The following is a 24,641-nucleotide window of genomic DNA, read 5'->3' on the forward strand; positions in this document are numbered from 1 at the left end:
ATGACCTCCACACTTCTGCGCGGCCGCACGCTGAGCTTTTTGCGCTGGCCCCAAGCCATCGACGACCATGCCGCGTGGCGCTATGAGGAGGATGGCGGCCTGCTGATCCGCGATGGCCGGATCGCTGCCGCCGGCGCCTACGCCGATGTCGAAAGGCAGGCCGGCGAGGGCGTAAAGAAGATCGATCACCGGCCGCACCTGCTGCTGCCGGGCTTCATCGACGCGCATGTGCATTTCCCGCAGATGCAGGTCATCGCCTCTTATGGCGCCGAGCTGCTCGACTGGCTGAACACCTACACCTTTCCCGAAGAGACAAAGTTCGCCAACGCCCAGCATGGCCGCCGCATAGCGCGGCTGTTCCTGGACGAGATGGTGCGCCACGGCACGACGACTGTCGCCGCCTATTGTTCCGTGCACAAGGCCTCGGCCGAGGCTTTCTTTGCCGAATCGCACGACCGCAACATGCTCAACATCGCCGGCAAGGTGATGATGGATCGTAACGCGCCGGCAGGCGTGCTCGACACGCCGCAATCCGGCTATGACGATACGAAGGCACTGATCGCCGAGTGGCATGGCAAGGGCCGCCAGCATTATGCGATCACGCCGCGCTTCGCCATCACCTCCTCGCCCGAACAGCTCGAGATGTCCGGTGCGCTGTGTCGTGAACATCCCGATTTGCACATGCAGACGCATCTGTCGGAAAACCACGCTGAGATCGCCTTCACGCAAAGGCTCTATCCGCAGGCGCGCGATTATACCGACGTCTACGAGCAGTACGGGTTGTTGGGGCCAAAGAGCCTGTTCGGACACTGCATCCATCTGTCGGAGCGCGAAGCGGATGCGTTGTCGGACTCAGGCTCGGTGGCGGTGTTCTGCCCGACCTCGAACCTGTTTCTCGGATCCGGCCTGTTCGACTACCAGCGCTTTCGCCGCCGCGACAAGGCACTGCGCATCGCGGCGGCCACCGATGTCGGCGGCGGCACCAATTACTCGATGCTGCGCACCATGGACGAAGGCTACAAGGTGATCGCGCTGAATGGCGAGAAGCTGAACCCGTTCCAGTCCTTCTGGCAGATAACGCGCGGCAATGCCGAGGCGCTGTCGATGGCGGACAAGGTCGGCACCCTGGATCAAGGCACCGATGCCGACATCACCGTGCTCGACGCCCGTGCGACGCCGGCGATGCGGCTGCGGATGGAGACGGTGCAGACGCTGGCCGAGGAATTGTTCCTGCTGCAGACGCTGGGCGATGACCGCGCTGTGCGCGAAGTCTATGTCGCGGGGCGGCCGGCGAAGAGCGACATGACCAGTCAGGCTTGACCCCACGGCAGCCATCGGTCAAACCGTGTGGCGACATTTGACAGGGAACACCATGGCCGCTGCGGACGACATCGCGCTGATCCAGAAACAGGAAGAGACGCTGGTCTTCCCGACCTTCGACGAGGCCGTCGCCTTTAAGATAGGCGCGGCGATCCGTGAGCGGGCGCTGGCCGAGGTCATGCCCATCATCGTCGACATCACGCTGTGGGATCGCCCTCTGTTTTATGCCGCGATGCCGGGTTCGAACGCCTCCAACCCCGACTGGGCGCGGCGCAAGATCAACGTGGTCAAGCGTTACCTCAAAAGCACCTACCGTCTGGTGTTGGAACAGCAGCGGCCGGACCGCACCTTCAAGATCGGCGAGGGTCTGGACATCGCCGACTATGTGCTGGCAGGCGGCGGCTTTCCGATAAGTGTGAAGGGTGCCGGCGTCATCGGTGCGATTACGGTCTCCGGTCTGCCCGAACGCGAGGACCATGGCGTCGTGGTCGAGGCGATCTGCGCCCATCTGGGCGTCGACCCGCGCAAACTGGCTTTGCCGCCGGAAACAAAATGACCGATCCCAAGCCTTTCCTCATTTCGATCTTCAAAGCCGCCGTCGCCGCCGCCGATCCGGAGCGGACGATCCGGGATCATCTGCCGGCGAAGCCCAAGGGACGTACGATCGTTATCGGCGCCGGCAAAGGCTCGGCGCAGATGGCGGCGGCGTTCGAGAAGGTCTGGGACAGTCCGATCGAAGGCTTGGTCGTCACCCGTTACGGCTATGGCGCCAAATGCGAGCGCATCGAGATCGTCGAAGCGGCGCATCCGGTGCCGGACTCGGCCGGGCTTGAGGCCTCGCGGCGACTGCTTGAGAAGGTGCAGGGGCTGACGGCTGACGATCTGGTCGTGGCGCTGATATCGGGTGGCGGCTCGGCTCTGTTGCCATCGCCTGCAGCCGGCCTGACGCTGGCGGACGAGATCGCCGTCAACGAGGCGCTGCTTGCTTCCGGCGCGCCGATTGCCGCGATGAACACCATTCGCAAGCATGTCTCGACCATCAAGGGCGGCCGGCTGGCCGCGGCCGCCTGGCCGGCCAAAGTGGTGTCGCTGGTGGTCTCCGACATTCCCGGCGATAATCCAGCTTTGGTCGCCTCCGGTCCTACTGTGCCGGACACTGGCAGCCGCGCAGATGCGCTGGCCTCGATTGCGGCCTACGGCATGAAACTGCCCGAAGCCGTCATGGCGCATATTAATTCGCCGACCGCCGATGCGCCAAGTCCTGGGGATGAGCGCTTTTCACGCAATGAAGTGCATCTGATCGCTTCTGCCGGCGTGTCGCTGGAAGCAGCAGTGGCGGAGGCAAAACGCCAAGGCATCGAAGCCGTCATCCTCTCCGATTCCATCGAGGGCGAAGCGCGTGAGGTGGGTGGTGTGCATGCCGCCATTGCGCGCGAGGTGGCGACGCGCAACCGGCCATTCCAGAAGCCAGTGCTGATCCTGTCGGGCGGCGAGACAACGGTCACTTTGCGCGCCCCCATTGACGGGAAAAGGGGCAAGGGCGGCCGCAACTCGGAATTCCTGCTGGCTTTCGCCATTGGCATCAGCGGTGCGGACAATATCCATGCCCTGGCCGCCGACACCGACGGCATTGACGGCTCGGAAGACAATGCCGGCGCCTTCGCCGATGGTTCGACGGTGTCGCGCATGCGTTCAGCCGCCGTCGACGCCAAGGCGATGCTTGCGGGAAACAATGCCTGGACGGCGTTCAATGCCGTCGGAGATCTATTTGTGCCGGGACCTACGGGCACGAATGTGAATGATCTCAGAGCAATCCTGATCAGATAGGCGAACCGCTCAAGCCGCCATCAGCCGCTTCACCTGCTTCATATCCTGCAAGAACCGTTCGCGCTCGGCTTCCTTGTCTGCCGGCTCGTGGATGCGCAGTATGAAGGATGGATGGATGGTGATGAACACGCGCAAACCATCCTCGCGCTCGATCACCTGACCGCGCATTTTCGTCACCGGGATCGCCTTGCCCAGCAGCGACAGCGCCGCCGTTGCGCCAAGCGCTACCGCAAGGTCCGGCTTGATCAGGTCCAACTCCCTGTCGATCCACCAGCGGCAGGCCTGCACCTCACCGGCATTCGGCTTGGAGTGGATGCGGCGCTTGCCGCGCGGCTCGAATTTGAAATGCTTTACGGCATTGGTGACGTAGACTTTTTGCCGGTCGACACCGGCATCGTCCAGGATCGCATCGAATACCTTGCCCGCCGGCCCGACGAAAGGTTTGCCGGCGAGGTCCTCCTGGTCGCCCGGCTGTTCGCCGACGAAGACCACCCTGGCATTGTCAGGCCCCTCGCCGACCACGGTCTGTGTCGCGTCGCGCCACAGCGGGCAGCGGCGGCAACTCTTCGCGGCTTCGCGCAATTCGGAGATCGTGCTGGCGTCATCGTCCGGCGCCTCGGCGGGCTCGCGCTTTGGCCAGTGTTTCGCCTGCACCTTGGCGTGGTGCGGCGCCGGCGTCGTCGGCATTCTGGCAATCATGTCACTGGCGGCCTTGTCCGCTCCTGCGATCAGATCTGGAATGAGCGAGGCCTCGGGAAGGTTCCGCCAATATTTCTTCGGCATCTCCTTTTGCATGGCCTTCACCTTGAGCCGCGCCGGGTTGAAGATGTTTTCGAAATAGGTGAGCCACAGCGCCTCGGCGTCGTCTTGCGTCGGCGCATCGCCCTTGGCGGCGCCCGGGCCGATGGCCAGCCTTTCGCCATCCCAGTCGGCCGAGGCGTAGGGCGTCAGGATGGTCCAGCGCATGCCCGTAAAACGCCTGATGAAGAAATCCGCGTTGCGCTCGACGATGAAATGCTCCGGTTCGAACCAGGCGACATAGCGCTCCTCATTGCCGTCGCCGATCTTCCGGAAGCGCACGAAGGCATGCATCTTGTGACTGTCGCGCCGCACCGCCTTTTCCATGGCTTCAAGCCGCCTGGTGTCGGGATCGGAAGCGATCGCCAGCAGCTTCGGCTCGGCGCGCAGGCGCCACAGCATCCGGTAAAGAAAAGCAAACCGGGTCGGATCGGAATGGCAAAAAGCGGTTTCGGCATGCGCGATGAACTCGCGCGGCACGACGAGTTGCGCGCCGGCCGGCACGTCCGGCAGATCGTTTTGCGGCGCATTGGAACAAGTCGAGACATGCCAGCTGATATCCTCTGGCCGGACCTCGTTCAGCGCCAGCCGTCTCGCCGCGTCGCGCCAGCCGGCAAAATCGGTCTCGCTGGCGAGCCGCACGCTGAATCGGGCAAGATTGAATTGAGCCGGCTGCATGATCAAAACAGCGACAGCTGTTCGCAGGATATTACGATCGTATCGCGCAGAGCGGTCTTGTCGGTCAGCCCGCCCGGCGACCAGCCTTCCGCGATGATGAAAGGCCGCACCTTGGCGATCGAATGACAGATACGTCCAAGATCTTCGAGCCGCAGCCGCCGATGGCGGCGGGTTTCCAGGATTTTTGCCACCACCTTGGTGCCGAGGCCGGGTACCCGCAGCAGCGACTCGCGGTCGGCGCGGTTGATGTCGACCGGAAATCGTCCCCGGTTGCGCAGCGCCCAGGCGAGCTTGGGGTCGATGGCGAGATCGAGCATTCCGTCGTTGCTGCCGGCGAGGATTTCTGGTTGTGAAAACCCATAGAAGCGCATCAGCCAGTCGGCCTGATAAAGCCGGTGTTCGCGCATCAGCGGCGGCTTTTGCAGCGGCAGCGACGATGACGAATCCGGGATTGGACTGAAGGCGGAATAATAGACCCGCCGCAAATGATAGCTGCCATATAACCTTGCGCTGGTGTGCAAGATGCCGTCATCGGACGTCTTGTCGGCGCCGACGATCATTTGCGTCGACTGGCCGCCCGGTGCGAAGCGTTCGCGCTTTTTGGTCCTCAGCGTCGGCTCAGCCTTTTCCTCCATCTTCTGGCGTAGGTTCGCCATGGAAAGGCGGATCGTTTCCGGCTTCTTCTCGGGCGCCAGTTTCTTGACGCCTTCGTCGGTCGGCAGCTCGACATTGATCGACAGCCGGTCGGCATAAAGCCCGGCCTGCTCGACGAGTTCAGGCGAGCTTTCCGGAATGGTCTTCAGATGGATATAGCCGGAGAATTTCTCTTCGAGCCGCAGCCGCCTCGCCACTTCGACCATTTCGGCCATGGTCTCGTCGGGCGAGCGGATGACGCCGGAGGACAGGAACAGGCCCTCGATGTAGTTGCGCTGATAGAAATCCATGGTCAGCTTCACCACCTCGTCGATGCTGAAGCGGGCGCGCCGCACATTCGAGGACGAACGGTTGATGCAATAGCTGCAATCGTAGATGCAGAAATTGGTCAGCAGGATCTTCAAAAGCGAAATGCAGCGGCCGTCCGGCGCATAGGAATGGCAGATGCCCATGCCTTCGGTAGAGCCGATGCCGCCCGACTTCAGCGAGTCTTTCTTCGCCGAGCCCGATGAAGCGCAGGAGGCGTCGTATTTGGCGGCATCGGAGAGGATTGCCAGCTTTTCACGGACGGTGAGTGCGCTCATCCGTTCATGATATGTTCTGTTGCGTTAAATTGCTACCTCATTTGATGCAGGCAGCGATAACGTGATCGCGGCCTGACAGTTCCGCCCATCACACTTCGTGCAGATAGAGGTGGTAGTCGAGCTCGCTGACGGTGCGGGCGACGCGCAGATATTCGGACTGCTTGATCGCCACGAAGGTGCGGTGCAGGTCTTCGCCCAGCGCCTCTTTCAGGAAGCTCGACGCCCGGGCCGCCTCGATCGCGGCGCGCCAGTCGACCGGCATGGTCGTGCGCGTGACGGCTGCTTCATAGCCATTGCCGGTCGTCTCCGGACCGGGATCGAGACCTTCATCCAGTCCCTTGACGATGCCGGCCAGCACCGTCGCCGCGATCAGATACGGGTTGGCATCGACGCCCGACGGCCGGTGTTCGATACGCCGGTTCTTCGCGTCGCCCGCCGGCACGCGCAGTGCCACGGAACGGTTGTTGACGCCCCATGTCGGCGCCACCGGCGCATAGGATTGGGATACGAAGCGCCGCCAGGAATTGGCATGCGGCGCAAACACCAGCATCGATTCGGCCATGGTCTGGATCAGACCGCCGAGCCCTTGCAGCAGCGGCAGCGACCAGCTTTCACCGCCAGCTTCGGCAAAGACGTTTCGGCCGTTCTTGTCCTGTAGCGAGACATGGAAATGCATGCCGGAGCCGGCGTATTTTTCGATTGGCTTGGCCATGAAGCAGGCGGTGACACCGTGGCGGCGCGCCTGCGCCCGCACCAGCCGCTTCAGCATCACCAGATCGTCGGCCGCCCGCATCACGTCCTTGCGGTAGTTCAGCGTCAATTCGTACTGGCCGGGCGCATATTCGGAAATCACCGTCTCGGCCGGAATGCCTTGCGCCTTGGCCGCGGCATAGATGTCGGAAAACAGCGGCTCCATGCCGTGAAGATGGTCGACCGAATAGACCTCGGTCTTGGCCGAGCGGCGGCCGTCGAGCACGGCGTCCGCCGGCTTTACCTTGCCGTCGGCGTCACGCTCATTGGCCAACAGAAAGAATTCGAGCTCGAAGGCGCCGGCGGGATAGAGGCCCTTGGCTGCCAATATGTCGACCTGCCTGGCCAGCGCCAGCCGCGGGTCCGACGACATTGGTTGTCCGTCGAGATGGTACATCGCCATCAGCAGCTGGCCGCGCGGCGGGCTGGTGCCATAGAGCGGCACCAGCGTGCCGGGGATTGGCCATGCCCTGAGGTCGCCGTCGCCGGTCGTCCAGATCAGCCCGGTCTCGTGCACATCCTCGCCGGTGATGTCGAGGCCGAGGATCGAGATGGGCATGTGGCGGCCGCCCTCATAGATGCTTTTCAGCTCATGCCGGCGCACGATCTTGCCACGCCCGACGCCATTGGCGTCGGTCAGCACGATGTCGAAAGCTTCGATTTCAGGATGGGCGTCAAGAAAGGCTTGCGCCTCGGCGGGCGTCGAGCCCGAAGGTGAAGTCATGATTACTGTACTCAAGGTTTCCTTGGCGGTCCGTTCGGTAGCCGCCCGTTCAGTCGCCGTCCATTCACTCGCTTGTCTCATGCCGTCAGCCTTGCCGCAACCGTGGCGAAGGCGGTGATCAGCCGGTTGACCTGGGCGCCGGTGGTGGCCGGCGAGATAAGCATCATGTTGTGGAAAGGCGCGATCAGCACGCCCTGGTTGACCAGCGCGACATGGACCGCCGCTTCGAGTTCCGGCGCGTGCGCAGTTTCGGCTTCGGCCCCATTGCGCAGCGGGCCGGGCGAGCAGATGAACTCGACTCGAGCGCCGACACGGGCGACATGCCAGGGCAGATTGTAGCGGTCGATGACCCCGGTCAGCCCGGCGTCGAGCCGCAGCGCCAGACCGTCCATACGGACGTAATTCTCTTGCGTCATCACCTCTTCAAGCGTGGCGCGCATCGCCGCGAATTGCAGCGGGTTGGCCGACAGCGTCGTGCCCATGCCGGAATAACCGGGCTGCTTGGTCCTGTTGTAGTCGGCGTAGCGGCTGGCGACCTCGTCGCTCATGCCCCACACGCTCGCCGGCACGCCGCCGGCAATCGGCTTGCCCAGCACGAAGAAGTCCGGGTCCAGTCCGAATTTTCCGGTGTAGCCGCCCGGGCCGGTGGAGATAGTGTGGGTCTCGTCGATCAAAAGCAGCGTGCCGGCCGCACGCGTCAGCCGGCGCAGCGCATCGTGAAAGCCGCGATCGGGCAGCACCATGCAGGAATTGGTCAGCACCGGCTCGGTGATGACGCAGGCGACGTCCTCGTCTTTCAAGGCGGCTTCAAGCGCCGCAACGTCGTTGAATTCAATGACCTTCGCGGTCCTGGTCAGGTCGCGGAATTCGCCCGCCAGTCCCGGCCGGTTGACGGCCTTGCCGTCGACCAGCCGCACCATCGTCTCGTCGACCGAGCCGTGATAGCAGCCATTGAAGACCAGGATCTTTTCGCGACCGGTGATAGCGCGGGCAACCCGCAGCGCGAAGCGATTGGCGTCGGTGGCGGTGGTGGCGATCTGCCAGAACGGCAGGCCGAAGCGCTGCGTGAGCAGCGGCCCGATGGCCAGCGCATCCTCCGAAGGCAGCATATAGGTCAGGCCGCGTCCGGCCTGGCGGCGGATGGCCCGCGCCACCGGCGGCGGCGAATGGCCGAACATCGAGCCAGTGTCGCCGAGGCAGAAGTCGTCGAGCCTGATACCGTCAATGTCGGTGATGGTGGCGCCCTTGGCGCTGTCGACCAAGATCGGGAACGGCGTCGGCCAGTCGTTCATCCAGTGCATCGGCACGCCGCCGAAGAAGCCTGGCAGGCCGTTGCCTGCCTTGGCTGCCGATTTCGGCCGCGCCTTGCGGAAGGCTTCCGCCTCGCTTGTCCGCAATGCGGCGATGCGGGCAGCGCTGATGCCGCCGGTCGATGGGCTGGAATGGTCGGTTGACTGCATGAAGATCCCTCTTGGCAAGCACTCTAGCCAATCGCCATCTCAAACCGCAATTGGCCGCCGGGTTGCCCTGCATTGGGTCAGCGGCACCAGGCCGGCCTTGACCTTGACGCAAAGCCCGGTGCCAATGCGGTTGGCTTGTGGTTCTGGAGGGAGAAAATGCGGGCAATCGTTTCAACAGCAATGCTTCTGCTATCGGCTGGTACGGCCTTCGCATCGGGTGGCGTATGGTGTTCCGTTGACGGCAAGGCGGTAAAATTCGAGGTCGGCGCCGGCGTCACCACCGGCATGGGTGGACCGACCTTCAATTTTCGCGGCGATCTGGAAATCGTCGGCAGACCGGAAGGCGACAGCCTGCGCAAGACCATGTTTGAGGATTCGAACCTCACCCAGTACTGGCTGGACGACAAGGAATTGCGGCTGAACATCTACCACGAGACGGAGGTGAAAGACGCCATCAATTCGGTGGAACTGACGATCCTCACCAAGGCTCGCGACGAAGGCGAATATGTCGGCCGCTACACGCTCGCCATATATGACGCCGCGGCCGATACAGAAAAGGACGGCAAGCCCAAGACCTTGACCGGCAAGGTGTCGTGCGGGGCCGAATAAGGCTTAAGCAGAGATGTCGATGACGCCGCAATCGCCGGCAGCGCTGCCGAAGGCGACGCGGCGCTCTTCCTTGTCCCACATCATCGATGTGATGGCGCCCTTGCCCGGCCGGCGCAACAGCACTTCCCTGGCGTCGGCGAAGCGTACAGCCATCACCATGCCGTCATCATAGCCAACGGCGACGACATCCTGGCTCGGATGGCAGGCGACCGCGGTCACCATGGCGTTGCCGCGCGTGCCGAGCTCCAGAGGCGCCTTGCCCATCGGGCCGTCCTTGCCGGAAAACGGCCAGACAATCGCTGCCGGCGCACCGGAACTCGCCAGCCATTTGCCTTTGACGCTCCATGACAGGCTTTTGACCTTGCCGGGGTATCCGGTCATGCGCATGTGCTTGCCGTCGGCCAGCTTCCAGCCATGCAGCGCATTTTCCTGCATGGTGGTGACGAGGAAGGAGCCATCCGGCGAAAAGGTGATGCCGGTGTGGGCGCCGGCCCATTCGAGCTCCACCGGCTTGCCCTCGGCGGCCGGGAAATGCAGCGTCGCGCCATTGTAGCGGGCGACGCCGAAGCGCATGCCCTTGGGCGAAAAGGCCAGCCCCTCGACCGAACGCGGATGGACAAACTCCTTGGTCTTGCCGTCGGCAAAGCGCACGAAGGCGGTCTTGCCCGTGGCATAGGCGATGGCGCCTTGCGGACCGGCTGCAACGCTGGTGATCCATTTCTTGCCGGCGCTCGCCAGTTCGCTGACATTGCCACCTGCCGTAACGGCAAGAATCTTGCCGTCCTCGCCGCCGGTGATCAGCCGGTCATTGGCGGCATCGTGGAAGGTGGAGAGCAGGCCGTCATTGGCCTGATTTGTCTTGTGGCCATTGTCGAGCCGATGAATGGCGCCGTCGGCCAGCGCAAAATGCGGCACGTTGTCGAGGAAGATGGCGGCGAGGCAATGGCCATCGAGATCGAGGGGGGCAACTGTGGGCATCAGAACCGTTCCAATGAAGTTTGTCGCCACCCCCTGAAAGCACCCAGCGCGGCCAGGTGTGGCGCCAACCTTCTCGCCTTGTGGGAGAAGGTGGATCGGCGCGCAGCGCCGAGACGGTTGAGGGGTGGGCGAAGGATCGCCGTCGGTGCCAAGCTGGAGCACCCCTCATCCGACCTCGCTTCGCGAGGCCACCTTCTCCCACAAGGGGAGAAGGAAAGAAGCGGCAGCGCTAGCTCTATAAGGCTTGGAAATCAACCCGCCTGGCAGGCGTCAAAACTCTTCTTCAGACGCTCGGCGTCGAGCTCGCGGCCGATGAAGACCAGCCGGCTCTCATGCTTCTCGCCGTCCTTCCAGGCGCGCTGATGGTCGCCTTCGATGATCATGTGCACGCCCTGGATGACATAGCGCTCGTCGTCGCCCTTGAGTGCGATGATGCCTTTCAGCCGCAGGATGTTGGGGCCTTCCATCTGGGTGATCTTCTCGATCCAGGGGAAGAATTTCTTCGGGTCCATCTCGCCGCCGCGCAGCGAAACCGACTGCACCGTCACGTCATGGATGTCGGAAGGGTGCGCGTGATCGTGGTGATGATGGTCGTGGCCGTCGTGATCGTGATTGTCGTGATCATAGTCATGGTGGTCGTGATCATGATCGTGCGCTTCGAGGAAATGCGGATCGTTTTCCAGCGCGCGCGACAGGTCGAAGGCGCCGCGGTCGAGCACTTCGGACAGCGCCACACCGGCCCGCGTGGTGCGGTGGATCCTGGCCGCCGGGTTGATGGCGCGGATGGTCGCTTCGACCTTAGCCAGTTCTTCCGGCGTCACCAGATCGCTCTTGTTGAGCACGACGACATCGGCGAAGGCGATCTGGTCCTCGGCCTCCCTGGAATCCTTGAGCCGGAGCGGCAGATGCTTGGCGTCGACCAGCGCAACCACCGCGTCGAGCTTGGTCTTGGAGCGCACGTCGTCGTCCATGAAGAAGGTCTGCGCCACCGGCACCGGGTCGGCGAGACCCGTGGTCTCGACGACGATGGCGTCGAAACGGCCGGGGCGGCGCATCAGGCCTTCGACGACGCGGATCAGGTCGCCGCGCACCGTGCAGCAGACGCAGCCATTGTTCATTTCGTAGATTTCCTCGTCGGATTCCACGATCAGCTCGTTGTCGATGCCGATCTCGCCGAATTCATTGACGATGACGGCATAACGCTTGCCGTGGTTTTCCGACAGGATGCGGTTGAGCAGCGTCGTCTTGCCGGCGCCGAGATAGCCGGTGAGAACGGTCACGGGGATTTGCGTCGTCTGTGCATCGCTCATGTCTTGCCTCGAAATGGCTGGGCCGCGGAATTCCGGGCCGCAAAATGGGATTGTCGGCCTGATATAGGATGTGTGGCGGCCTTTTGCACGAGGCAAACCGCCTTGGCGTTTGACCCAGGGGTGTCGGAGCGGATGGGTGGACCGACATGTCACCCGTGCGAGGGATGCGGACCGTCCAAGGCGTCGCCTGAAACACCTCGTCGTCGACCTGTTCGGAGCCGCGCCGCGTCAAACCGTTGCAATCGCCTTGGCGGAAACTTGTTTGTCATCTAACTGAAATAAACATCTGGCATCACCACCGTGGGCACCACAAATGCTTGCCGGCAAAGCTGTTTCGAAAGCCGGAATCTTTTTGATCGTCGATTGCCAACCGGCCGGCTGCGTCTATGCTGCACGCACCGGTACGGCCGAAGAGGGATCACCATGGCCAAGGCGGACAAGACTGCAACGATGAGCCGGCTGCATTCGGCGGCAAGGCTGGCAAGGACCGCGCTGGCGGCGCGGCTTCTGGCGCACGGCTTCTATGCCGGCCAGGACCAGATCATGCTGACGCTCGACCGCGAGGACGGCCAGACGCCCGGCAATCTCGCCGGCCGCCTCGGCGTGCGCCCGCCAACCATCACCAAGACCATCAACCGCCTGCAGGCGCAGGGCTTTCTCGAAAAGCGCGCCTCCTCGGCGGATGCCCGCCAGGCGCATATATTCCTCACCGACACCGGCCGCGAAATCATCCACGCCATCGAAAAATCGGTGAAGAAGACCGAAAAGCAGGCCTTGAAGGGCCTCGACAAGAAAGAACAGAAGACGCTGTTCAAGCTGCTCGCCCGCATCGAAGCCAATCTGTCGAACGAAGAGCTGGTGCTCGTCGACGACGAGACCGACATAGACGATTGATCGGCATGTCTTGAGCTAGGCCGCCACCGAAGGTCCGCGCACAAGCGCCGACCAGCGCCCGGGCGTCAGGCCGAATGCTTTCTTGAAATGTCTGTTGAAATGGCTCTGGTCGCTGAAGCCGGCGCCAACAGCAATCTCGGCCAGCGGCTCGCCTGCCTCGATCATCCGTCTTGCCTTTTGCAGCCGGCGCATCAACAGGAAACGATGCGGGCTGGTTGAATAGGTCGCGCGGAAATGCCGTGACAGCGCATAGCGGTCGAACCCGGTGACGGCTTCCAGCTCATCGGAACGGACGGGCCGCTCGGCATTCTCCTCGAGATAGTCGCGCGCCAACGCCGCGGCGCGCCAAGCCGTCTTTCCCATCGGCTTTGCCTTCTGTCCGGCATGGCGCCCCAGATGCTGCGCCAGCTCGGCAACGAAATCCGTAACGAACAACTCGTCCAGTTCCTCGTCGAGGGGCGACAGTGCCGAAAACAGCGTGCCGCGCAAGGCAGGATCGCTCACCACCGCATCCCTGACAAAAGGCAGCGGCGCGCCATCGAGGCAGTCGAGCAGCAGCGACGGCTCCAGATAGAGGATCCGGTAGCGCAAGCCGTCCTCGGTGCCGGCACCGCCATCGTGCACTTCGTCAGGATGCAGCACAATCACCTGTCCGGGCAGGCTGTGGTTGACGGCGCCCCGATAGTGGAAGCGCTGCACACCGGACAGCGTCACGCCGACGGCAAGCGTATCGTGGCGGTGCAGGTCGAAGGCGTTGCCATGGAAATGCGCTTCTATGCGCTCAATGCCGGCGCGGCCGGGCGCGGCCACGATGCGATCATCCGCGCACGAACGTTCAAGACCCTGTGCCGCCTCACCGTCTATACCCTGCGCCATCGCCTATCCCTGCCCTTCATGGGCTTGCTCCCGGAGTCTTGATTTTGGTGTTCGATACAAAATTTGCAATCGTGCTGCGCGACGATCTCGCCGTCTGGCAGAAGCTCAACGTCACCGCCTTCCTGACCAGCGGCATCGTTGCGCAATTCCCCGACATCATCGGCGAGCCCTACCGCGACCGCGCCGGCAATCTCTACAATCCGCTGTCGATCCAGCCGGTCATCGTGCTTTCGGCCGATGGGCCGACGCTCAATGCCATCCACCGGCGGGCGCTGGAGCGCGGCGTGGCGACGTCAGCCTATGTCGAGGAGATGTTTGCCACCGGCTTCGATGCGGCCAACCGTGCCGTCTTCGCCGAGTTTGCGCCGGAAGACGCCAGGATCGTCGGCATCGCGCTGCGCGCCGACAAGAAGCTGGTCGACAAGATTATCAAGGGTGCCCGCATGCATGCCTAGGGTGTGTCGATGTTCAGGTGAGGCTGGCCTGCAAATGGCGGTTTTCTGCGCTTCCGGTACTCGCGTACGAAAAGTACGCTCCGTTCCGGTTCTCGAAAACCACTATTTTCCGCTCAGCCCGACCTGAATCTCAACGCACCCTGATGCGCGTGCGCAAATTGGGCCCGATGTTCTGAGCCTGTGCCCTGCGCCTGTTGTGCCAGTCGCTTTTGACTTGCCGGACACAGGCGATTGCCGCAAAGGTAGGCGGCCATCCTCCCTGCCCGGCCTGACATTGAACGTTCCCGCAAAATCAGACGAAAGCGCAACGCCGCCCGCGGCGATGCTGTTCATGCTTTCGACCTATGTGTTTTTCACCTTTCTCGACACCTCGAGCAAGTATCTGGTGCTGGCCGGCGTCTCGGCGCTGATCGTCGCCTGGGCCCGCTTCACCGTCCATGTCCTGCTCGTCGGTGTCTTTCTGCGCGGCTGGCGCGAGCCGTCGCGCTTCCGCGCCAACAACCTGCCCGCCCATATCCTGCGCGGGGGTCTGCTGTTCGGCTCGACCATGTGCAACGTCATGGCGCTCAAAACCCTGCAGCTGGCCGAGACCACCTCGATCTACTTCTTCGGCCCGATGGTAATCACCGCCCTTGCCGGACCGCTGCTTGGCGAATGGGCGGGATGGCGGCGCTGGCTGGCGATCCTGTCGGGCTTTGTCGGCGTGCTGGTCATCACAAGGCCGGGCGTCGGCGTTTTCGGCGTCGGCCATCTCTTTGCGCTCGGTTCGATGCTGTCGAACTCCTTTTACGTCATCATGACGCGGCGCATGTCGGCCAGCGAAAGCTCGGAGAGCCTGATCCTGTTTTCGGCGCTGGCGCCGGCCGTGCTGCTTTTACCCATGCTGCCTTTCTCACATCAGCTGCCGCAGGATGGCTGGCACTGGTTCATCCTGGTGATGCTGGGCGTGTTCGGCGCCGGCGGCCACTGGCTTCTGGTGCAGGCCTACCGCCTGGCGACCACCACAGCGCTGGCGCCATACCCCTATTCGCAGATGGTCTGGATGATCCTGTCCGGCTGGATCATCTTCCACCAATTCCCCGACCGCTGGACGCTGGTGGGTGCTGCCATCATCGTCGCCAGCGGCCTCTACATCATCCATCGCGAGCATCGTCTGCGGCTGCATAACAGGACTACTGTCGACGTCGAGGCGGAGGCGCTGGCGAAAAAACTTTGATTTGCTCCGAATCCGATGGCATAACGCCGCATTTAAAAAATTTAAAAAACTCGGGGAGCGAAGGGCTGGCACAGAAGATCAAGCTTTCGACGATCGCGGATGCGCTTGGCGTGTCCACGGCCACGGTCTCCCTCGCCTTGCGCGACAGCCCGCTGGTCGCAGGCAGCACGCGCGACCGCATCAAGGAACACGCTCGCGCCATCGGCTATATCTACAATCGTCGCGCAGCATCTTTGCGCACCTCGCGCTCGGGCATTGTCGGGGTCGTCGTCCACGACATCATGAACCCGTTCTTTGCCGAAATTCTGCGCTCGATCGAGAGCGAGCTCGACCGCAGCCGGCAGACCTTCATCCTGTCCAACCACTACGACCAGCTGGAAAAACAACGCACCTTCATCGACACGCTGCTGCAGCTCGGCGCCGACGGCGTCATCATGTCGCCCGCCATCGGCACACCGGCTTCCGACATCGTCATGGCCGAGGAGAACGGCCTGCCGGCGGTGCTGATCGCGCGCACCGTCGAAGGCGCCGACGTGCCGGTGTTCCGTGGCGACGATGCCTATGGCACAGGACTTGCCACCAATCATTTGATCTCGCTCGGCCACAAGCGCATCGCCATGATCGGCGGCACCGACCAGACTTCGACCGGGCGCGACCGCTACCAGGGCTATCTTAACGCCATGGAAGCCGCCGGACTGGAAGTCAGGCCGTCCTGGCGCATTCCCGGTCCGCGCACAAAGCAGGGCGGATTCGAGGCGGCTGGACAGTTTTTGGCGCTGAAAGACAAGCCAACCGCCGCCTGCTGCTGGAATGATCTCGTCGCCATAGGGCTGATGAACGGCATTGCCCGCGCCGGCCTGGTGCCGGGCGCCGACATCTCGGTCACCGGCTATGACGATCTCGAGGAGGCGGCCATCGCGACACCGGCGCTCACCACAGTCTGGAATGGCCAGCGCGAGGTCGGCCGCCGCGCCGCCAGCGCGCTGCTCGACAAGTTGAACGGACAGGCGGTACGGCCGTCACAGGAACTGATCAAGCCGGAACTGCATGTGCGCCAGTCGACCGGCAAGCCGGTGGAGCGTGCATGACCAGGCCTGAGCAGCTGCACTCGGTCGCCGTTCTGGTGCCGGGGCATTTCAACGACCATGCGGTCGAGCGCATTGACCGCACCTTCAGAAGAGTCAAGATCGAACGCGCCGATCCGGCGCTGGTCACCGACGAAATGCGCCGTGACGTGCGCGCCATAGCGTCCTTCGCCGGCGTCAACGCGGCATTGATGGATGCACTGCCCAACCTCGAACTCATCGCCTCCTTCGGTGTCGGCTACGATTCGGTGGATGCCGTCCACGCGGCCAAGAAAAACATCATGGTCACCAATACCCCCGATGTTTTGACCGAAGAGGTCGCCGACACCACGATCGGCCTTTTGCTCAACACAGTGCGTGAGCTGTACACCGCCGAAAAATGGCTGCGCGACGGCAGCTGGGTGAAGAAGGGCAACTATCCGCTGAGCCGGCTGACCTTGCGCGGCCGCCATGTCGGCATTTTCGGCATGGGCCGCATCGGCCTGGCCATTGCACGCCGGCTGGAAGCCTTCGGGCTGCCGGTCGCCTACCACAACCGGCGCAAGGTTGAAGGTCTCGCCTACCAATACCACCCGACGCTGAAGGGCCTTGCCGAAGCGGTCGATACGCTGATTTCGGTGGTGCCGGGCGGCGCTTCGACCGAAAAGGCGGTCAATGCCGAAATCCTGGCAGCGCTCGGCGCCAGTGGCGTCTTCGTCAACATCGGCCGCGGCAGCACGGTCGATGAGCCGGCACTCGCTGCAGCCCTTGCCAACGGCACCATCGCCGCCGCCGGGCTCGATGTCTTTGCCGACGAACCGAATGTGCCCAAGGCCTTGCTCGAAGCGCCCAACACCTCGCTGCTGCCGCATGTCGGTTCGGCCTCGCACCACACGCGCCGCGCCATGGCGGATCTGTGCGTCGACAATCTGGTCTCATGGTTCAGCGAGCGCCGGCCGCTGACGCCGGTGCCCGAGACGGTGAATGTGAAGGCGACCGGTTAACGCCGGCGCGCGACGGCCACATTTATTAACGTCGGCTTAACCCTTCGAAATGATTATTCACCCAATGCGTGTGCGTGGATGAATACCAGAATGAAGATACTTTCCGCATCGATCGCCGTCGCGGCGCTGTTCGGCGGCGTTCAGCTGTTTCAGGGTAGCGGTGGCCAAAGCGCTGCCGACGAGATCACGCCATCCACCAGCTTCAGGCTGGTCGCCAATGGCGACGAAGGTGACTGCGCGGTTACCCGCGGCGCCGCGATCAACGATGGCCTGTCGCTGTTGACGGTGGCGCCGAACTGCCGCCGGCTGCTGCCCGGCATCGAGCGGGCGAAATTCTGGCGCGAGGAGCAGGACGGCACGATCGCCTTCAGCACCGACGGCATCGACCCGATCGTCACCTTCTCGGTCGCCGATGGCGATGGCTACGAATCCTACGCGCCTGCCACGCCGCTGCTTTCGCTGGCGACAACCGATGATCGGGATCAATCCGCCGGCAATTGATCGTCGGGATTTACTCGGCCGCTGCCCGCGCGCCGGCTTTCGCCGCCGCATGCAGGCGCACCGCATCGCCGAAAGCGCGGAAAATCCTGGCCGAGTTGCTGTCCGACTTGACCCAGTATTCGGGGTGCCACTGCACACCGACGGCGAAGGCGCGGGCGTCCTTCACCGAAACCGCCTCGACCGTGCCGTCATCGGCAACGGCTTCGATCTGCAGCTTTGAGCCGAGCCGGTCGATCGCCTGGCGGTGCAGTGAGTTGACCTTCATCTCGCCGGCGCCGAATACGCCGGCCAGGCAGCTGCCGGCCTTGATCGAAATGGTCTGGTGAATGGCGAAACGTTCGTCCTGGTTGTCACTCACCGGGGCGCGGTGGTCGAGCGAACCCTCGCGTTCCTGGATCTCGGTGCCAAGCGTACCGCCCAGCGCCACGTTCAACTCCTGGATGCCGCGGCAAATGGCGAGCAGCGGCACGCCGCGCTCGATCGTCTTGCGGATCAGCGGCAGCGTGGTGGAATCGCGGGCTGGATCGTAGGGGCCGTTGGCCTCGCTGGCGTCGCCGCCATAGAGCGAGGGATGCACGTTGGACTTCGAGCCAGTGACCATGACGCCGTCGACCGACGACAGCAATTCGTCGAAATCGAGCCGGTCGCCGAAGGACGGCACCAAGAGCGGGAACACGCCGGCGCCGGAAAGTGCCGCCTCGATATATTGCTGCGGGGCGGCATGCCAGGTGTAGTTGTCGAACTGACGGACGTCGGTCGATATGGCGACGAGCGGCTGGTGCATTTTGGGTCCGGATTCCCTTTGAGGCGAAGCGAATAGCTATTGTGCCTGCAAAATAGGCGATCCGATGGCGCTTTTCCATGGCAAGTTTCGTTGTCTCGCATGGGCCACGCAATAAACGTTAGACTATAGTTGCAGGCCGGGCGCCCGCCTCACGGATTTGTCGCCGGTGCCGCCTTCAAATCTCCCTGCCATGCTGGACTCGACCCCTTGCCCGTGTATTGTTTCGGGCAAACCGATACCGGGCGAGGAGATGTCCCGATATCGGTTTGTTGGTCCAATAGGGAGGAACTGCATGGATCGTCGTTCATTCATCCGCAAGGCCGGGGTCACCGGCGTGGGCGCCGCGGCGGCTGCCGCCACGCTTGCTGCGCCGGCAATCGCCCAGTCCAATCCGAAGGTGACATGGCGGTTGGCGTCATCCTTCCCCAAGTCGCTCGATACGATCTATGGCGGCGCGGAAGTCTTCTCCAAGATGCTGTCGGAGGCGACCGACGGCAATTTCCAGGTCCAGGTCTTCGCCTCCGGCGAGCTCGTTCCCGGCCTGCAGGCAGCCGACGCGACCACTGCCGGCACCGTCGAGGCCTGTCATACGGTGTCATACTATTATTGGGGCAAGGACCCGACATGGGCGCTGGGTGCGGCGGTGCCGTTCTCGCTCAATGCGCGCGGCATGAATGCCTGGCACTACCATGGCGGCGGTATCGACCTGTTCAACGAGTTTCTCGCCACGCAAGGTCTTTTCGGCCTGCCGGGCGGCAACACCGGCGTGCAGATGGGCGGCTGGTTCCGCAAGGAGATCAACACCGTCGCCGACCTGTCCGGCCTCAAGATGCGCATCGGTGGCTTTGCCGGCAAAGTTGTCTCGAAGCTCGGCGTCGTGCCGCAGCAGATCGCCGGTGGCGACATCTATCCGGCGCTGGAAAAGGGCACGATCGACGCCGCCGAATGGGTCGGGCCCTATGACGACGAGAAGCTCGGCTTCTACAAGGTTGCGCCATACTACTATTATCCCGGCTGGTGGGAAGGCGGCCCGACCGTCCATCTGTTGTTCAACAAGGCGAAATACGAAGAGCTTTCGCCGGCCTACAAGTCGCTGGTGCACACCGCCGCCCAGGCGGCGGATGCCAACATGCTGCAGAAATACGACTTCCTTAATCCTGCGGCAGTGAAGCGGCTGGTGGCCGGCGGTGCGAAATTGCGCCCGTTCACCCCGGAGATCATGGCTGCCTGTTTCGAGAAGGCCAATGAGGTCTACACCGAGATGGAGGCCTCCAACGCGCCGTTCAAGAAGATCTGGGACTCGATCAAGGGCTTCCGCAAGGAGCACTATCTGTGGGCGCAGGTGGCCGAGTACAATTACGACACCTTCATGATGGTCCAACAGCGCAACGGCAAGCTGTAGGGGCACTGGCCACATCCAAGGAAACCCCGGGCGGCTCGGCCCGGGGTTTTTCTTTGCCTGACGTGGCCTGATGCCGAGTGCTTCAGTCCTTGCCCGGCACCACCAGCACCTTGACCTCGCCGGGCGCTGCCGGATTGGAGATCACCGAGGGGGCTTCCTCGAGGCCCACCTGTCTGGAAATGAGCTTGTCGATCTCGATTGAGCCGGACGCGACAAGGTCCGCTGCCCGCCTGTGGGTGAACGGGTTGATGAACGAGCCAAGAACCTTCAGTTCGCGAAACAAGAGGTCGAAAGGTTCGAAGGGTACCTTCATGCCTTGCGGCATCACGCCGACAATCACGACCGTGCCGCCCGACTTCGCCAGCCGCATCGATTGCCCGACGGTTTCGGGCACACCGGCACATTCGAGCACCACGTCGACCCCACCCGGCACAAGGCCGGCCGGCCCGGCAATGGCCTCAATCGGATCAACGGTGCTCGGATCGACCGTCGCCGTTGCGCCGAGTTCTTCGGCGAGCGCGCGGCGGGAGGCCTGCCGCGTCGACAGGATGATTGCCGGCGCTCCTGCGAGCCTGGCCAATTGCACGGTGAGCAGGCCGATGACACCGCCACCGAGCACCACCACTGAAGCGCCGGGCCTGATGCCGGCAAGGTCGACGGCGTGCAGGCAGCACGCCAGCGGCTCGCAGAAGGCGCCATGCGTTGGCTTGAGGTTCGCAGGCAGAAGGAAAGCCTGGCTCTGCGGCATCACGACATAGTCGGCGAAGCCGCCATCGCGATGGATGCCGATGGCCCTGAGATTGCTGCACAAATTGACGCGGCCGGCCCGGCAATGGCTGCAGCGCCCGCAGGAGATGTTGGGGTCGCCGGTGACGCGGTCGCCGACGGCGATGCCGGAGACCGCTTCTCCGACGGCCTCGACGATGCCGCAGAATTCGTGACCAAGTGTCATCGGCGGACTCGAAGGGAACTCGCCGTGGAGGAGGTGACGGTCGGTGCCGCAAACACCACAGGCTTCGATGCGCACGAGAAGGTCCTGCGGCCCCGCAACGGGCTTGTCCACTTCCCGTAGCGCAATGCTGCCCACGGCTTCCAGACGCACGGCTCTCATCGCTTTATCCGGTTCGGCATCAGTTGAAACTCGGCGGCTTGGACAGATCCGTCGCCGGCGGCGCCGGGTTGGCTGGCGGCGTCTCGCCGAAGTTCGGTGGCTGCGACAGATCGTTCGAAGGTGGTGCCGCGGGTGATGCGCCGCCATCGGCCGGCGGAGGCGTGCCGAGAGGCGCAAGGCCTGGCATGTCCGGCAATTTGATCTCGATCGTGCCTGGGTCGACGGCGGCACCCTTGTAGCGCATGACCATTTGCGGGAAGGTGATGGTAAGCCCGATCATGATCACCTGGATGCAAACAAAGGGCACCGCTCCCCAATAGATCTGGCCGGTGGTGACCGGCGCGATCTGCTTGCCGGTGAGGCGGTCGAGATAGGGCACGCGGGCGGCGACCGAGCGCAAGTAGAACAGCGCGAAGCCGAAAGGCGGGTGCATGAAGGAGGTCTGCATGTTGACCCCGAGCAATACGCCGAACCAGATCAGGTCGATACCGAGCTTGTCGGCGGCGGGCGCCAAAAGCGGCACGATGATGAAGGCGAGCTCGAAGAAATCGAGGAAGAAGGCGAGCACGAAGACCAGGATGTTGACCCCAATCAGGAAGCCGACCTCGCCACCTGGCAGCGATGTCAACAAATGCTCGACCCAGACGTGGCCGTTGACGCCGTAGAAGGTGAGCGAGAACACCCGCGCGCCGATCAGGATGAACAGCACGAAGGACGACAGCCTCGTTGTCGAAGCCAGTGCCTGCTTGATGACATCCAGCGACAGCCGCCCCTTCATCGCGGCCATGGCAAGGGCGCCAACCGCGCCCATGGCGCCGCCTTCGGTCGGGGTCGCGATGCCGAGGAAAATGGTGCCCAGCACCAGGAAGATCAGCGCCAGCGGCGGGATCAATACGATGATCACCTGCTGCGCCAATCTGGACATCATGTTGATGTTCAGGCCCTTGTCGGCGATCGCCACAACGTAGATCAGGATCACGCCGACGCTGGCGCCGAGGATATCGGCATTGTCGCCATGCGCCGGCGCGAGATAGCGGTAGGCGGCGTAGGAGACAGCCACCGTCACCAGCAGCGCCGCCAGCAGCGACAGCACGCCGTGGCCGAGCGTGCGGGCCGCCAGCGGCAGCGCCGGCATCGAGTGCGGCCGGACGATCGACACGATCAGGATGTAGAGCGTGTAGAGTCCCGTCAGGACCAGGCCCGGGATCAGCGCGCCGGCATACATGTCGCCGACCGACCGTCCAAGCTGGTCGGCGAGCACGATCAGCACCAGCGAGGGGGGGATGATCTGGGCGAGCGTGCCCGAGGCGGCAATCACACCCGAAGCCACGCGCCGGTCATAGCCGTAGCGCAGCATGATCGGCAGCGAGATCAGACCCATGGCGATGACAGAAGCCGCCACGACGCCGGTGGTGGCCGCCAGCAGCGCGCCGACGAAGATCACCGCATAGGCAAGGCCGCCACGGATCGGCCCGAACAACTGGCCGATCGTGTCGAGCAGGTCCTCGGCCATCCCGGATCGCTCGAGCACAATGCCCATGAAGGTGAAGAACGGGATCGCCAAGAGCGTGTCGTTGGACATCACCCGGCTGCCGTAGAAATTGTCGGGCAGCGCGTGCAGCAGCGGCCAGGCCAGATTGATCGAGCCGCCCGAATAGGGCGACAGAAGCACGCCGATGCCGAAGAACATCAGGCCGTTGGCGGCCAGCGAAAACGCCACGGGATAGCCGATCAACAGGAAGATGACCAACGAAGCGAACATGATCGGCGCCATGTTCTGGGCGATGAACTCGATCATGGACGCGCCTCCTGGGCGAGCGCCTTGGCTTCTTCGGCGAGGGCTTTCGCCTCGAGCTCCGCCTGCTCATGCACCGATATGAACGGGTTGGGATCGTCCATGTCGCCACGCATGATGGCGATCTTCTTGATGATCTCGGAGATGCCTTGCAACGCCAGCAGGAAGAAGCCGACAAGCAAGATCGCCTTGGCCGGCCAGATGATCAGCCCACCGGAATTGTTCGACATTTCGCCATTGCGGAACGACAGCGACACGTAAGGCACGAAATAGATCACCATCAGCGTCACGAACGGCATCAGGAAGAAGAGATGACCGAGAAGGTCGATCCAGTGCTGCACGCGGCGTGAAAACATGCCGTAGACGATGTCGATGCGGATGTGGTCGTTCTGCTTCAGGGTGTAGGCGGCGGCCAGCATGAAGGCGGCGCCGAACAGATACCACTGCAGCTCCAGCCAGGCGTTCGACGATGTGTCGAACACCTTGCGGATGACGGCATTCGCGGCGCTGACCAGGATCGACACCAGAATGAGCCAGGATATCCACCTGCCGATGAACTCGTTCACACGGTCAATCGTTCTGGATAGAGCCAGCAGCCCTGCCATGCATTCCTCCCTGGTGTCGAAGGCGCGCCGGCTCCCCTTGTTTTCCGTCGCGCCGCTGTGGCCCAACGGTATGCCGCGCGTGGTTCGGCTGGTCAACATGGCACAGGCGCGATCAACGCCGTTGTGACGGGAGGCAGGGGATAAAGTGCCGACCGGCTGCTGCGTCATGCAACCAAAGTCTGACACCCAATGCGGCGATCAGGCGATCTTCTGCTGGTCGCGGCCGGGACCGATCAGCACAAGTGCTGCGACGAGGAACAGATACATCCAGCCATCGCGCCATTCGATCGGGAAATAGCCGGCCCATAACGACTCCGCCATGCCGAAGGCGGCCGCACCCAGCGCCGCCCGCGGCGGCGAGAGATAGCCCCCCACTGCCGTCACGAACAGGATCTTCAGTCCGTAGACGAGGCCGGAGCCGAAGCTGACATTGCCGTAGTAGAGGGCAGCCATGACACCGGCCAGCGCGGCGCAGAAACCGCCAAACAGCACCGCATGCCGGAACACCCTGCGCACATCGACACCGCACAAGGCTGCCGTGTGGGGATCGTCGGAGACGGCGCGCCAGCGGCGACCGAAGCCAGAGCGGGCAAACGCCCATGCCGCGACGACGATTGCCGCCAGAACAATCGCGCAGTCGATGAGCTGGATCAGCGTCAGCGTCGCCTTGAAGCTCGCATCCTGAGCGAAAACGATGGGTTGCGCCAGCATCGGCGGCAGCCACCAGTCATGCGTGTCGGCGGCAATGCGGCTTGCTTCCGACAGCACCAGCAGGATGCCGAGCGTCGTCACCACGATCGCGTTGGGCGTGCGGTCGGCCAGCGGTTCGAAGACGTTGCGCGACAGCACGTGGCTGATCAGCGTGGCATAGAGGAAGGCCGTGACGACGCCGAGCACGACCGCCGCCAGCAATGTCAGCCACAATGCCTGATAGCCGAAGGCCACGGTCAGGATCATCGTCTGGCCGCAAAAGGCGAACAGCGCGCCATAGGCGAGGTTGGTCCGGTGCAGGATGCCGTTGGTCAGCACGTAGCCAAAGGCGAGCAGCGCATAGAGCGCGCCCGAATGCAGCCCGTTCAGCACCTGCTGGAAGAAATAGAGCATCGATAGCCTTCAGAGCGTGTCGCCCAAAAGTGCGAAGCGGTTTTGGGGCAACGACGTGCTCCAGCAAAATTCCGCGGAGCCTCGCCAAGGTTTGCATCGTAGAATCTAACTTGTCAAACGCGATTTATCGGTTAGATT

At 63.2% G+C, this 24,641-nt stretch carries 23 protein-coding genes; 11 read left to right on the forward strand and 12 right to left on the reverse strand.

Annotated features, from left to right (window positions below; translation table 11 throughout):
• From guaD to ACWTU9_RS02550, 3 genes are read left to right on the forward strand one after another with little or no spacing between them, the layout of a single operon-like run.
• Window positions 1–1,320, forward strand: a complete 1,320-nt coding sequence (gene guaD / locus ACWTU9_RS02540; protein WP_455856940.1) for a guanine deaminase — start codon at window positions 1–3, stop codon at window positions 1,318–1,320.
• A gap of 52 nt (window positions 1,321–1,372) precedes the next feature.
• The gene (locus ACWTU9_RS02545) at window positions 1,373–1,876 is read left to right on the forward strand and encodes a heme-degrading domain-containing protein (protein WP_455856941.1); all 504 of its coding nucleotides are present in this window, start codon (window positions 1,373–1,375) and stop codon (window positions 1,874–1,876) included.
• Window positions 1,873–3,147, forward strand: coding sequence for a glycerate kinase type-2 family protein (locus tag ACWTU9_RS02550; RefSeq protein ID WP_455856942.1), 1,275 nt, complete (start codon window positions 1,873–1,875; stop codon window positions 3,145–3,147). Before ACWTU9_RS02545 ends, ACWTU9_RS02550 begins: the two co-directional genes overlap by 4 nt.
• Window positions 3,148–3,156: 9 nt before the next feature.
• On the opposite strand, the gene ACWTU9_RS02555 is transcribed toward ACWTU9_RS02550, so the two are convergent.
• From ACWTU9_RS02555 to ACWTU9_RS02570, 4 genes are all read right to left on the reverse strand, one after another.
• Window positions 3,157–4,623 carry a UdgX family uracil-DNA binding protein gene (locus ACWTU9_RS02555; protein ID WP_455856943.1) on the reverse strand — a complete coding sequence of 489 codons (1,467 nt, stop codon included), beginning with the start codon at window positions 4,621–4,623 and terminating at the stop codon, window positions 3,157–3,159.
• A gap of 2 nt (window positions 4,624–4,625) precedes the next feature.
• The gene (locus ACWTU9_RS02560; protein WP_455856944.1) at window positions 4,626–5,861 is read right to left on the reverse strand and encodes a putative DNA modification/repair radical SAM protein; all 1,236 of its coding nucleotides are present in this window, start codon (window positions 5,859–5,861) and stop codon (window positions 4,626–4,628) included.
• Between the two features lie 88 nt (window positions 5,862–5,949).
• Window positions 5,950–7,335, reverse strand: a complete 1,386-nt coding sequence (locus ACWTU9_RS02565) for a glutamine synthetase family protein (protein WP_455856945.1) — start codon at window positions 7,333–7,335, stop codon at window positions 5,950–5,952.
• A 77-nt stretch (window positions 7,336–7,412) separates the two neighbouring features.
• Window positions 7,413–8,795: an aspartate aminotransferase family protein gene (locus tag ACWTU9_RS02570; protein WP_455856946.1), complete on the reverse strand. Its 1,383-nt coding sequence runs from the start codon at window positions 8,793–8,795 to the stop codon at window positions 7,413–7,415.
• Window positions 8,796–8,951: 156 nt separating this feature from the next.
• Here ACWTU9_RS02570 and ACWTU9_RS02575 point away from each other — a divergent pair, with 156 nt between their 5' ends.
• Entirely contained in the window at window positions 8,952–9,404 is a 453-nt protein-coding gene (locus ACWTU9_RS02575) for a hypothetical protein (RefSeq protein ID WP_455856947.1), read from the forward strand.
• Between the two features lie 3 nt (window positions 9,405–9,407).
• On the opposite strand, the gene ACWTU9_RS02580 is transcribed toward ACWTU9_RS02575, so the two are convergent.
• Complete coding sequence (locus tag ACWTU9_RS02580; RefSeq protein WP_455856948.1) at window positions 9,408–10,382, reverse strand: WD40 repeat domain-containing protein; 975 nt, start codon at window positions 10,380–10,382, stop codon at window positions 9,408–9,410.
• Window positions 10,383–10,633: 251 nt separating this feature from the next.
• The gene (locus tag ACWTU9_RS02585) at window positions 10,634–11,692 is read right to left on the reverse strand and encodes a CobW family GTP-binding protein (protein ID WP_455856949.1); all 1,059 of its coding nucleotides are present in this window, start codon (window positions 11,690–11,692) and stop codon (window positions 10,634–10,636) included.
• A gap of 423 nt (window positions 11,693–12,115) precedes the next feature.
• On the opposite strand from ACWTU9_RS02585, the gene ACWTU9_RS02590 reads away from it, so the two are divergent.
• The gene (locus ACWTU9_RS02590; RefSeq protein ID WP_112621551.1) at window positions 12,116–12,586 is read left to right on the forward strand and encodes a MarR family winged helix-turn-helix transcriptional regulator; all 471 of its coding nucleotides are present in this window, start codon (window positions 12,116–12,118) and stop codon (window positions 12,584–12,586) included.
• Between the two features lie 15 nt (window positions 12,587–12,601).
• On the opposite strand, the gene ACWTU9_RS02595 is transcribed toward ACWTU9_RS02590, so the two are convergent.
• Window positions 12,602–13,462, reverse strand: a complete 861-nt coding sequence (locus ACWTU9_RS02595; protein ID WP_455856950.1) for an AraC family transcriptional regulator — start codon at window positions 13,460–13,462, stop codon at window positions 12,602–12,604.
• 47 nt (window positions 13,463–13,509) lie between these two features.
• Here ACWTU9_RS02595 and ACWTU9_RS02600 point away from each other — a divergent pair, with 47 nt between their 5' ends.
• The 5 genes from ACWTU9_RS02600 (at window position 13,510) to ACWTU9_RS02620 (ending at window position 17,702) form a co-directional block, all read left to right on the forward strand.
• Complete coding sequence (locus ACWTU9_RS02600; RefSeq protein WP_455856951.1) at window positions 13,510–13,917, forward strand: DUF2000 family protein; 408 nt, start codon at window positions 13,510–13,512, stop codon at window positions 13,915–13,917.
• Between the two features lie 331 nt (window positions 13,918–14,248).
• Window positions 14,249–15,133 (forward strand): DMT family transporter, encoded by an 885-nt coding sequence (locus ACWTU9_RS02605; RefSeq protein ID WP_455856952.1) that lies wholly within the window; start codon window positions 14,249–14,251, stop codon window positions 15,131–15,133.
• A 65-nt stretch (window positions 15,134–15,198) separates the two neighbouring features.
• The gene (locus tag ACWTU9_RS02610; RefSeq protein ID WP_454576025.1) at window positions 15,199–16,221 is read left to right on the forward strand and encodes a LacI family DNA-binding transcriptional regulator; all 1,023 of its coding nucleotides are present in this window, start codon (window positions 15,199–15,201) and stop codon (window positions 16,219–16,221) included.
• Window positions 16,218–17,201, forward strand: a complete 984-nt coding sequence (locus ACWTU9_RS02615) for a 2-hydroxyacid dehydrogenase (protein WP_455856953.1) — start codon at window positions 16,218–16,220, stop codon at window positions 17,199–17,201. Before ACWTU9_RS02610 ends, ACWTU9_RS02615 begins: the two co-directional genes overlap by 4 nt.
• A gap of 90 nt (window positions 17,202–17,291) precedes the next feature.
• Complete coding sequence (locus tag ACWTU9_RS02620) at window positions 17,292–17,702, forward strand: hypothetical protein (RefSeq protein WP_455856954.1); 411 nt, start codon at window positions 17,292–17,294, stop codon at window positions 17,700–17,702.
• A 10-nt stretch (window positions 17,703–17,712) separates the two neighbouring features.
• Here ACWTU9_RS02620 and ACWTU9_RS02625 read toward each other — a convergent pair whose 3' ends face one another.
• On the reverse strand, window positions 17,713–18,486 hold the full coding sequence (locus ACWTU9_RS02625) for a gamma-glutamyl-gamma-aminobutyrate hydrolase family protein (RefSeq protein WP_455856955.1): 774 nt from the start codon (window positions 18,484–18,486) through the stop codon (window positions 17,713–17,715).
• Between the two features lie 292 nt (window positions 18,487–18,778).
• Between ACWTU9_RS02625 and ACWTU9_RS02630 the strand changes: the two genes are divergently transcribed.
• On the forward strand, window positions 18,779–19,888 hold the full coding sequence (locus ACWTU9_RS02630) for a TRAP transporter substrate-binding protein (RefSeq protein ID WP_455856956.1): 1,110 nt from the start codon (window positions 18,779–18,781) through the stop codon (window positions 19,886–19,888).
• A gap of 82 nt (window positions 19,889–19,970) precedes the next feature.
• On the opposite strand, the gene ACWTU9_RS02635 is transcribed toward ACWTU9_RS02630, so the two are convergent.
• The 4 genes from ACWTU9_RS02635 to ACWTU9_RS02650 all read right to left on the reverse strand — a co-directional run bounded on the left by ACWTU9_RS02635 (window position 19,971) and on the right by ACWTU9_RS02650 (window position 24,503).
• Window positions 19,971–20,999 carry a zinc-dependent alcohol dehydrogenase family protein gene (locus tag ACWTU9_RS02635; RefSeq protein ID WP_455856957.1) on the reverse strand — a complete coding sequence of 343 codons (1,029 nt, stop codon included), beginning with the start codon at window positions 20,997–20,999 and terminating at the stop codon, window positions 19,971–19,973.
• A 19-nt stretch (window positions 21,000–21,018) separates the two neighbouring features.
• Window positions 21,019–22,797: a TRAP transporter large permease gene (locus tag ACWTU9_RS02640; protein ID WP_455856958.1), complete on the reverse strand. Its 1,779-nt coding sequence runs from the start codon at window positions 22,795–22,797 to the stop codon at window positions 21,019–21,021.
• Entirely contained in the window at window positions 22,794–23,399 is a 606-nt protein-coding gene (locus ACWTU9_RS02645; protein WP_455856959.1) for a TRAP transporter small permease subunit, read from the reverse strand. The genes ACWTU9_RS02640 and ACWTU9_RS02645 overlap by 4 nt, the downstream gene beginning before the upstream one ends.
• 198 nt (window positions 23,400–23,597) lie before the next feature.
• The gene (locus ACWTU9_RS02650; RefSeq protein ID WP_455856960.1) at window positions 23,598–24,503 is read right to left on the reverse strand and encodes a branched-chain amino acid ABC transporter permease; all 906 of its coding nucleotides are present in this window, start codon (window positions 24,501–24,503) and stop codon (window positions 23,598–23,600) included.
• Between the last annotated feature and the right edge of the window lie 138 nt (window positions 24,504–24,641).

This window comes from Mesorhizobium sp. 128a (assembly GCF_053848025.1).

Bases quoted from the DNA above. Each gene is read 5' to 3' on its own strand.
- guaD (WP_455856940.1), top strand. From the start codon at position 1: ATGACCTCCACACTTCTGCGCGGCCGCACGCTGAGCTTTTTGCGCTGG.
- ACWTU9_RS02545 (WP_455856941.1), top strand. From the start codon at position 1,373: ATGGCCGCTGCGGACGACATCGCGCTGATCCAGAAACAGGAAGAGACG.
- ACWTU9_RS02550 (WP_455856942.1), top strand. From the start codon at position 1,873: ATGACCGATCCCAAGCCTTTCCTCATTTCGATCTTCAAAGCCGCCGTC.
- ACWTU9_RS02555 (WP_455856943.1), bottom strand. From the start codon at position 4,623: ATGCAGCCGGCTCAATTCAATCTTGCCCGATTCAGCGTGCGGCTCGCC.
- ACWTU9_RS02560 (WP_455856944.1), bottom strand. From the start codon at position 5,861: ATGAGCGCACTCACCGTCCGTGAAAAGCTGGCAATCCTCTCCGATGCC.
- ACWTU9_RS02565 (WP_455856945.1), bottom strand. From the start codon at position 7,335: ATGACTTCACCTTCGGGCTCGACGCCCGCCGAGGCGCAAGCCTTTCTT.
- ACWTU9_RS02570 (WP_455856946.1), bottom strand. From the start codon at position 8,795: ATGCAGTCAACCGACCATTCCAGCCCATCGACCGGCGGCATCAGCGCT.
- ACWTU9_RS02575 (WP_455856947.1), top strand. From the start codon at position 8,952: ATGCGGGCAATCGTTTCAACAGCAATGCTTCTGCTATCGGCTGGTACG.
- ACWTU9_RS02580 (WP_455856948.1), bottom strand. From the start codon at position 10,382: ATGCCCACAGTTGCCCCCCTCGATCTCGATGGCCATTGCCTCGCCGCC.
- ACWTU9_RS02585 (WP_455856949.1), bottom strand. From the start codon at position 11,692: ATGAGCGATGCACAGACGACGCAAATCCCCGTGACCGTTCTCACCGGC.
- ACWTU9_RS02590 (WP_112621551.1), top strand. From the start codon at position 12,116: ATGGCCAAGGCGGACAAGACTGCAACGATGAGCCGGCTGCATTCGGCG.
- ACWTU9_RS02595 (WP_455856950.1), bottom strand. From the start codon at position 13,462: ATGGCGCAGGGTATAGACGGTGAGGCGGCACAGGGTCTTGAACGTTCG.
- ACWTU9_RS02605 (WP_455856952.1), top strand. From the start codon at position 14,249: ATGCTTTCGACCTATGTGTTTTTCACCTTTCTCGACACCTCGAGCAAG.
- ACWTU9_RS02615 (WP_455856953.1), top strand. From the start codon at position 16,218: ATGACCAGGCCTGAGCAGCTGCACTCGGTCGCCGTTCTGGTGCCGGGG.
- ACWTU9_RS02620 (WP_455856954.1), top strand. From the start codon at position 17,292: ATGAAGATACTTTCCGCATCGATCGCCGTCGCGGCGCTGTTCGGCGGC.
- ACWTU9_RS02625 (WP_455856955.1), bottom strand. From the start codon at position 18,486: ATGCACCAGCCGCTCGTCGCCATATCGACCGACGTCCGTCAGTTCGAC.
- ACWTU9_RS02630 (WP_455856956.1), top strand. From the start codon at position 18,779: ATGGATCGTCGTTCATTCATCCGCAAGGCCGGGGTCACCGGCGTGGGC.
- ACWTU9_RS02635 (WP_455856957.1), bottom strand. From the start codon at position 20,999: ATGAGAGCCGTGCGTCTGGAAGCCGTGGGCAGCATTGCGCTACGGGAA.
- ACWTU9_RS02640 (WP_455856958.1), bottom strand. From the start codon at position 22,797: ATGATCGAGTTCATCGCCCAGAACATGGCGCCGATCATGTTCGCTTCG.
- ACWTU9_RS02645 (WP_455856959.1), bottom strand. From the start codon at position 23,399: ATGGCAGGGCTGCTGGCTCTATCCAGAACGATTGACCGTGTGAACGAG.
- ACWTU9_RS02650 (WP_455856960.1), bottom strand. From the start codon at position 24,503: ATGCTCTATTTCTTCCAGCAGGTGCTGAACGGGCTGCATTCGGGCGCG.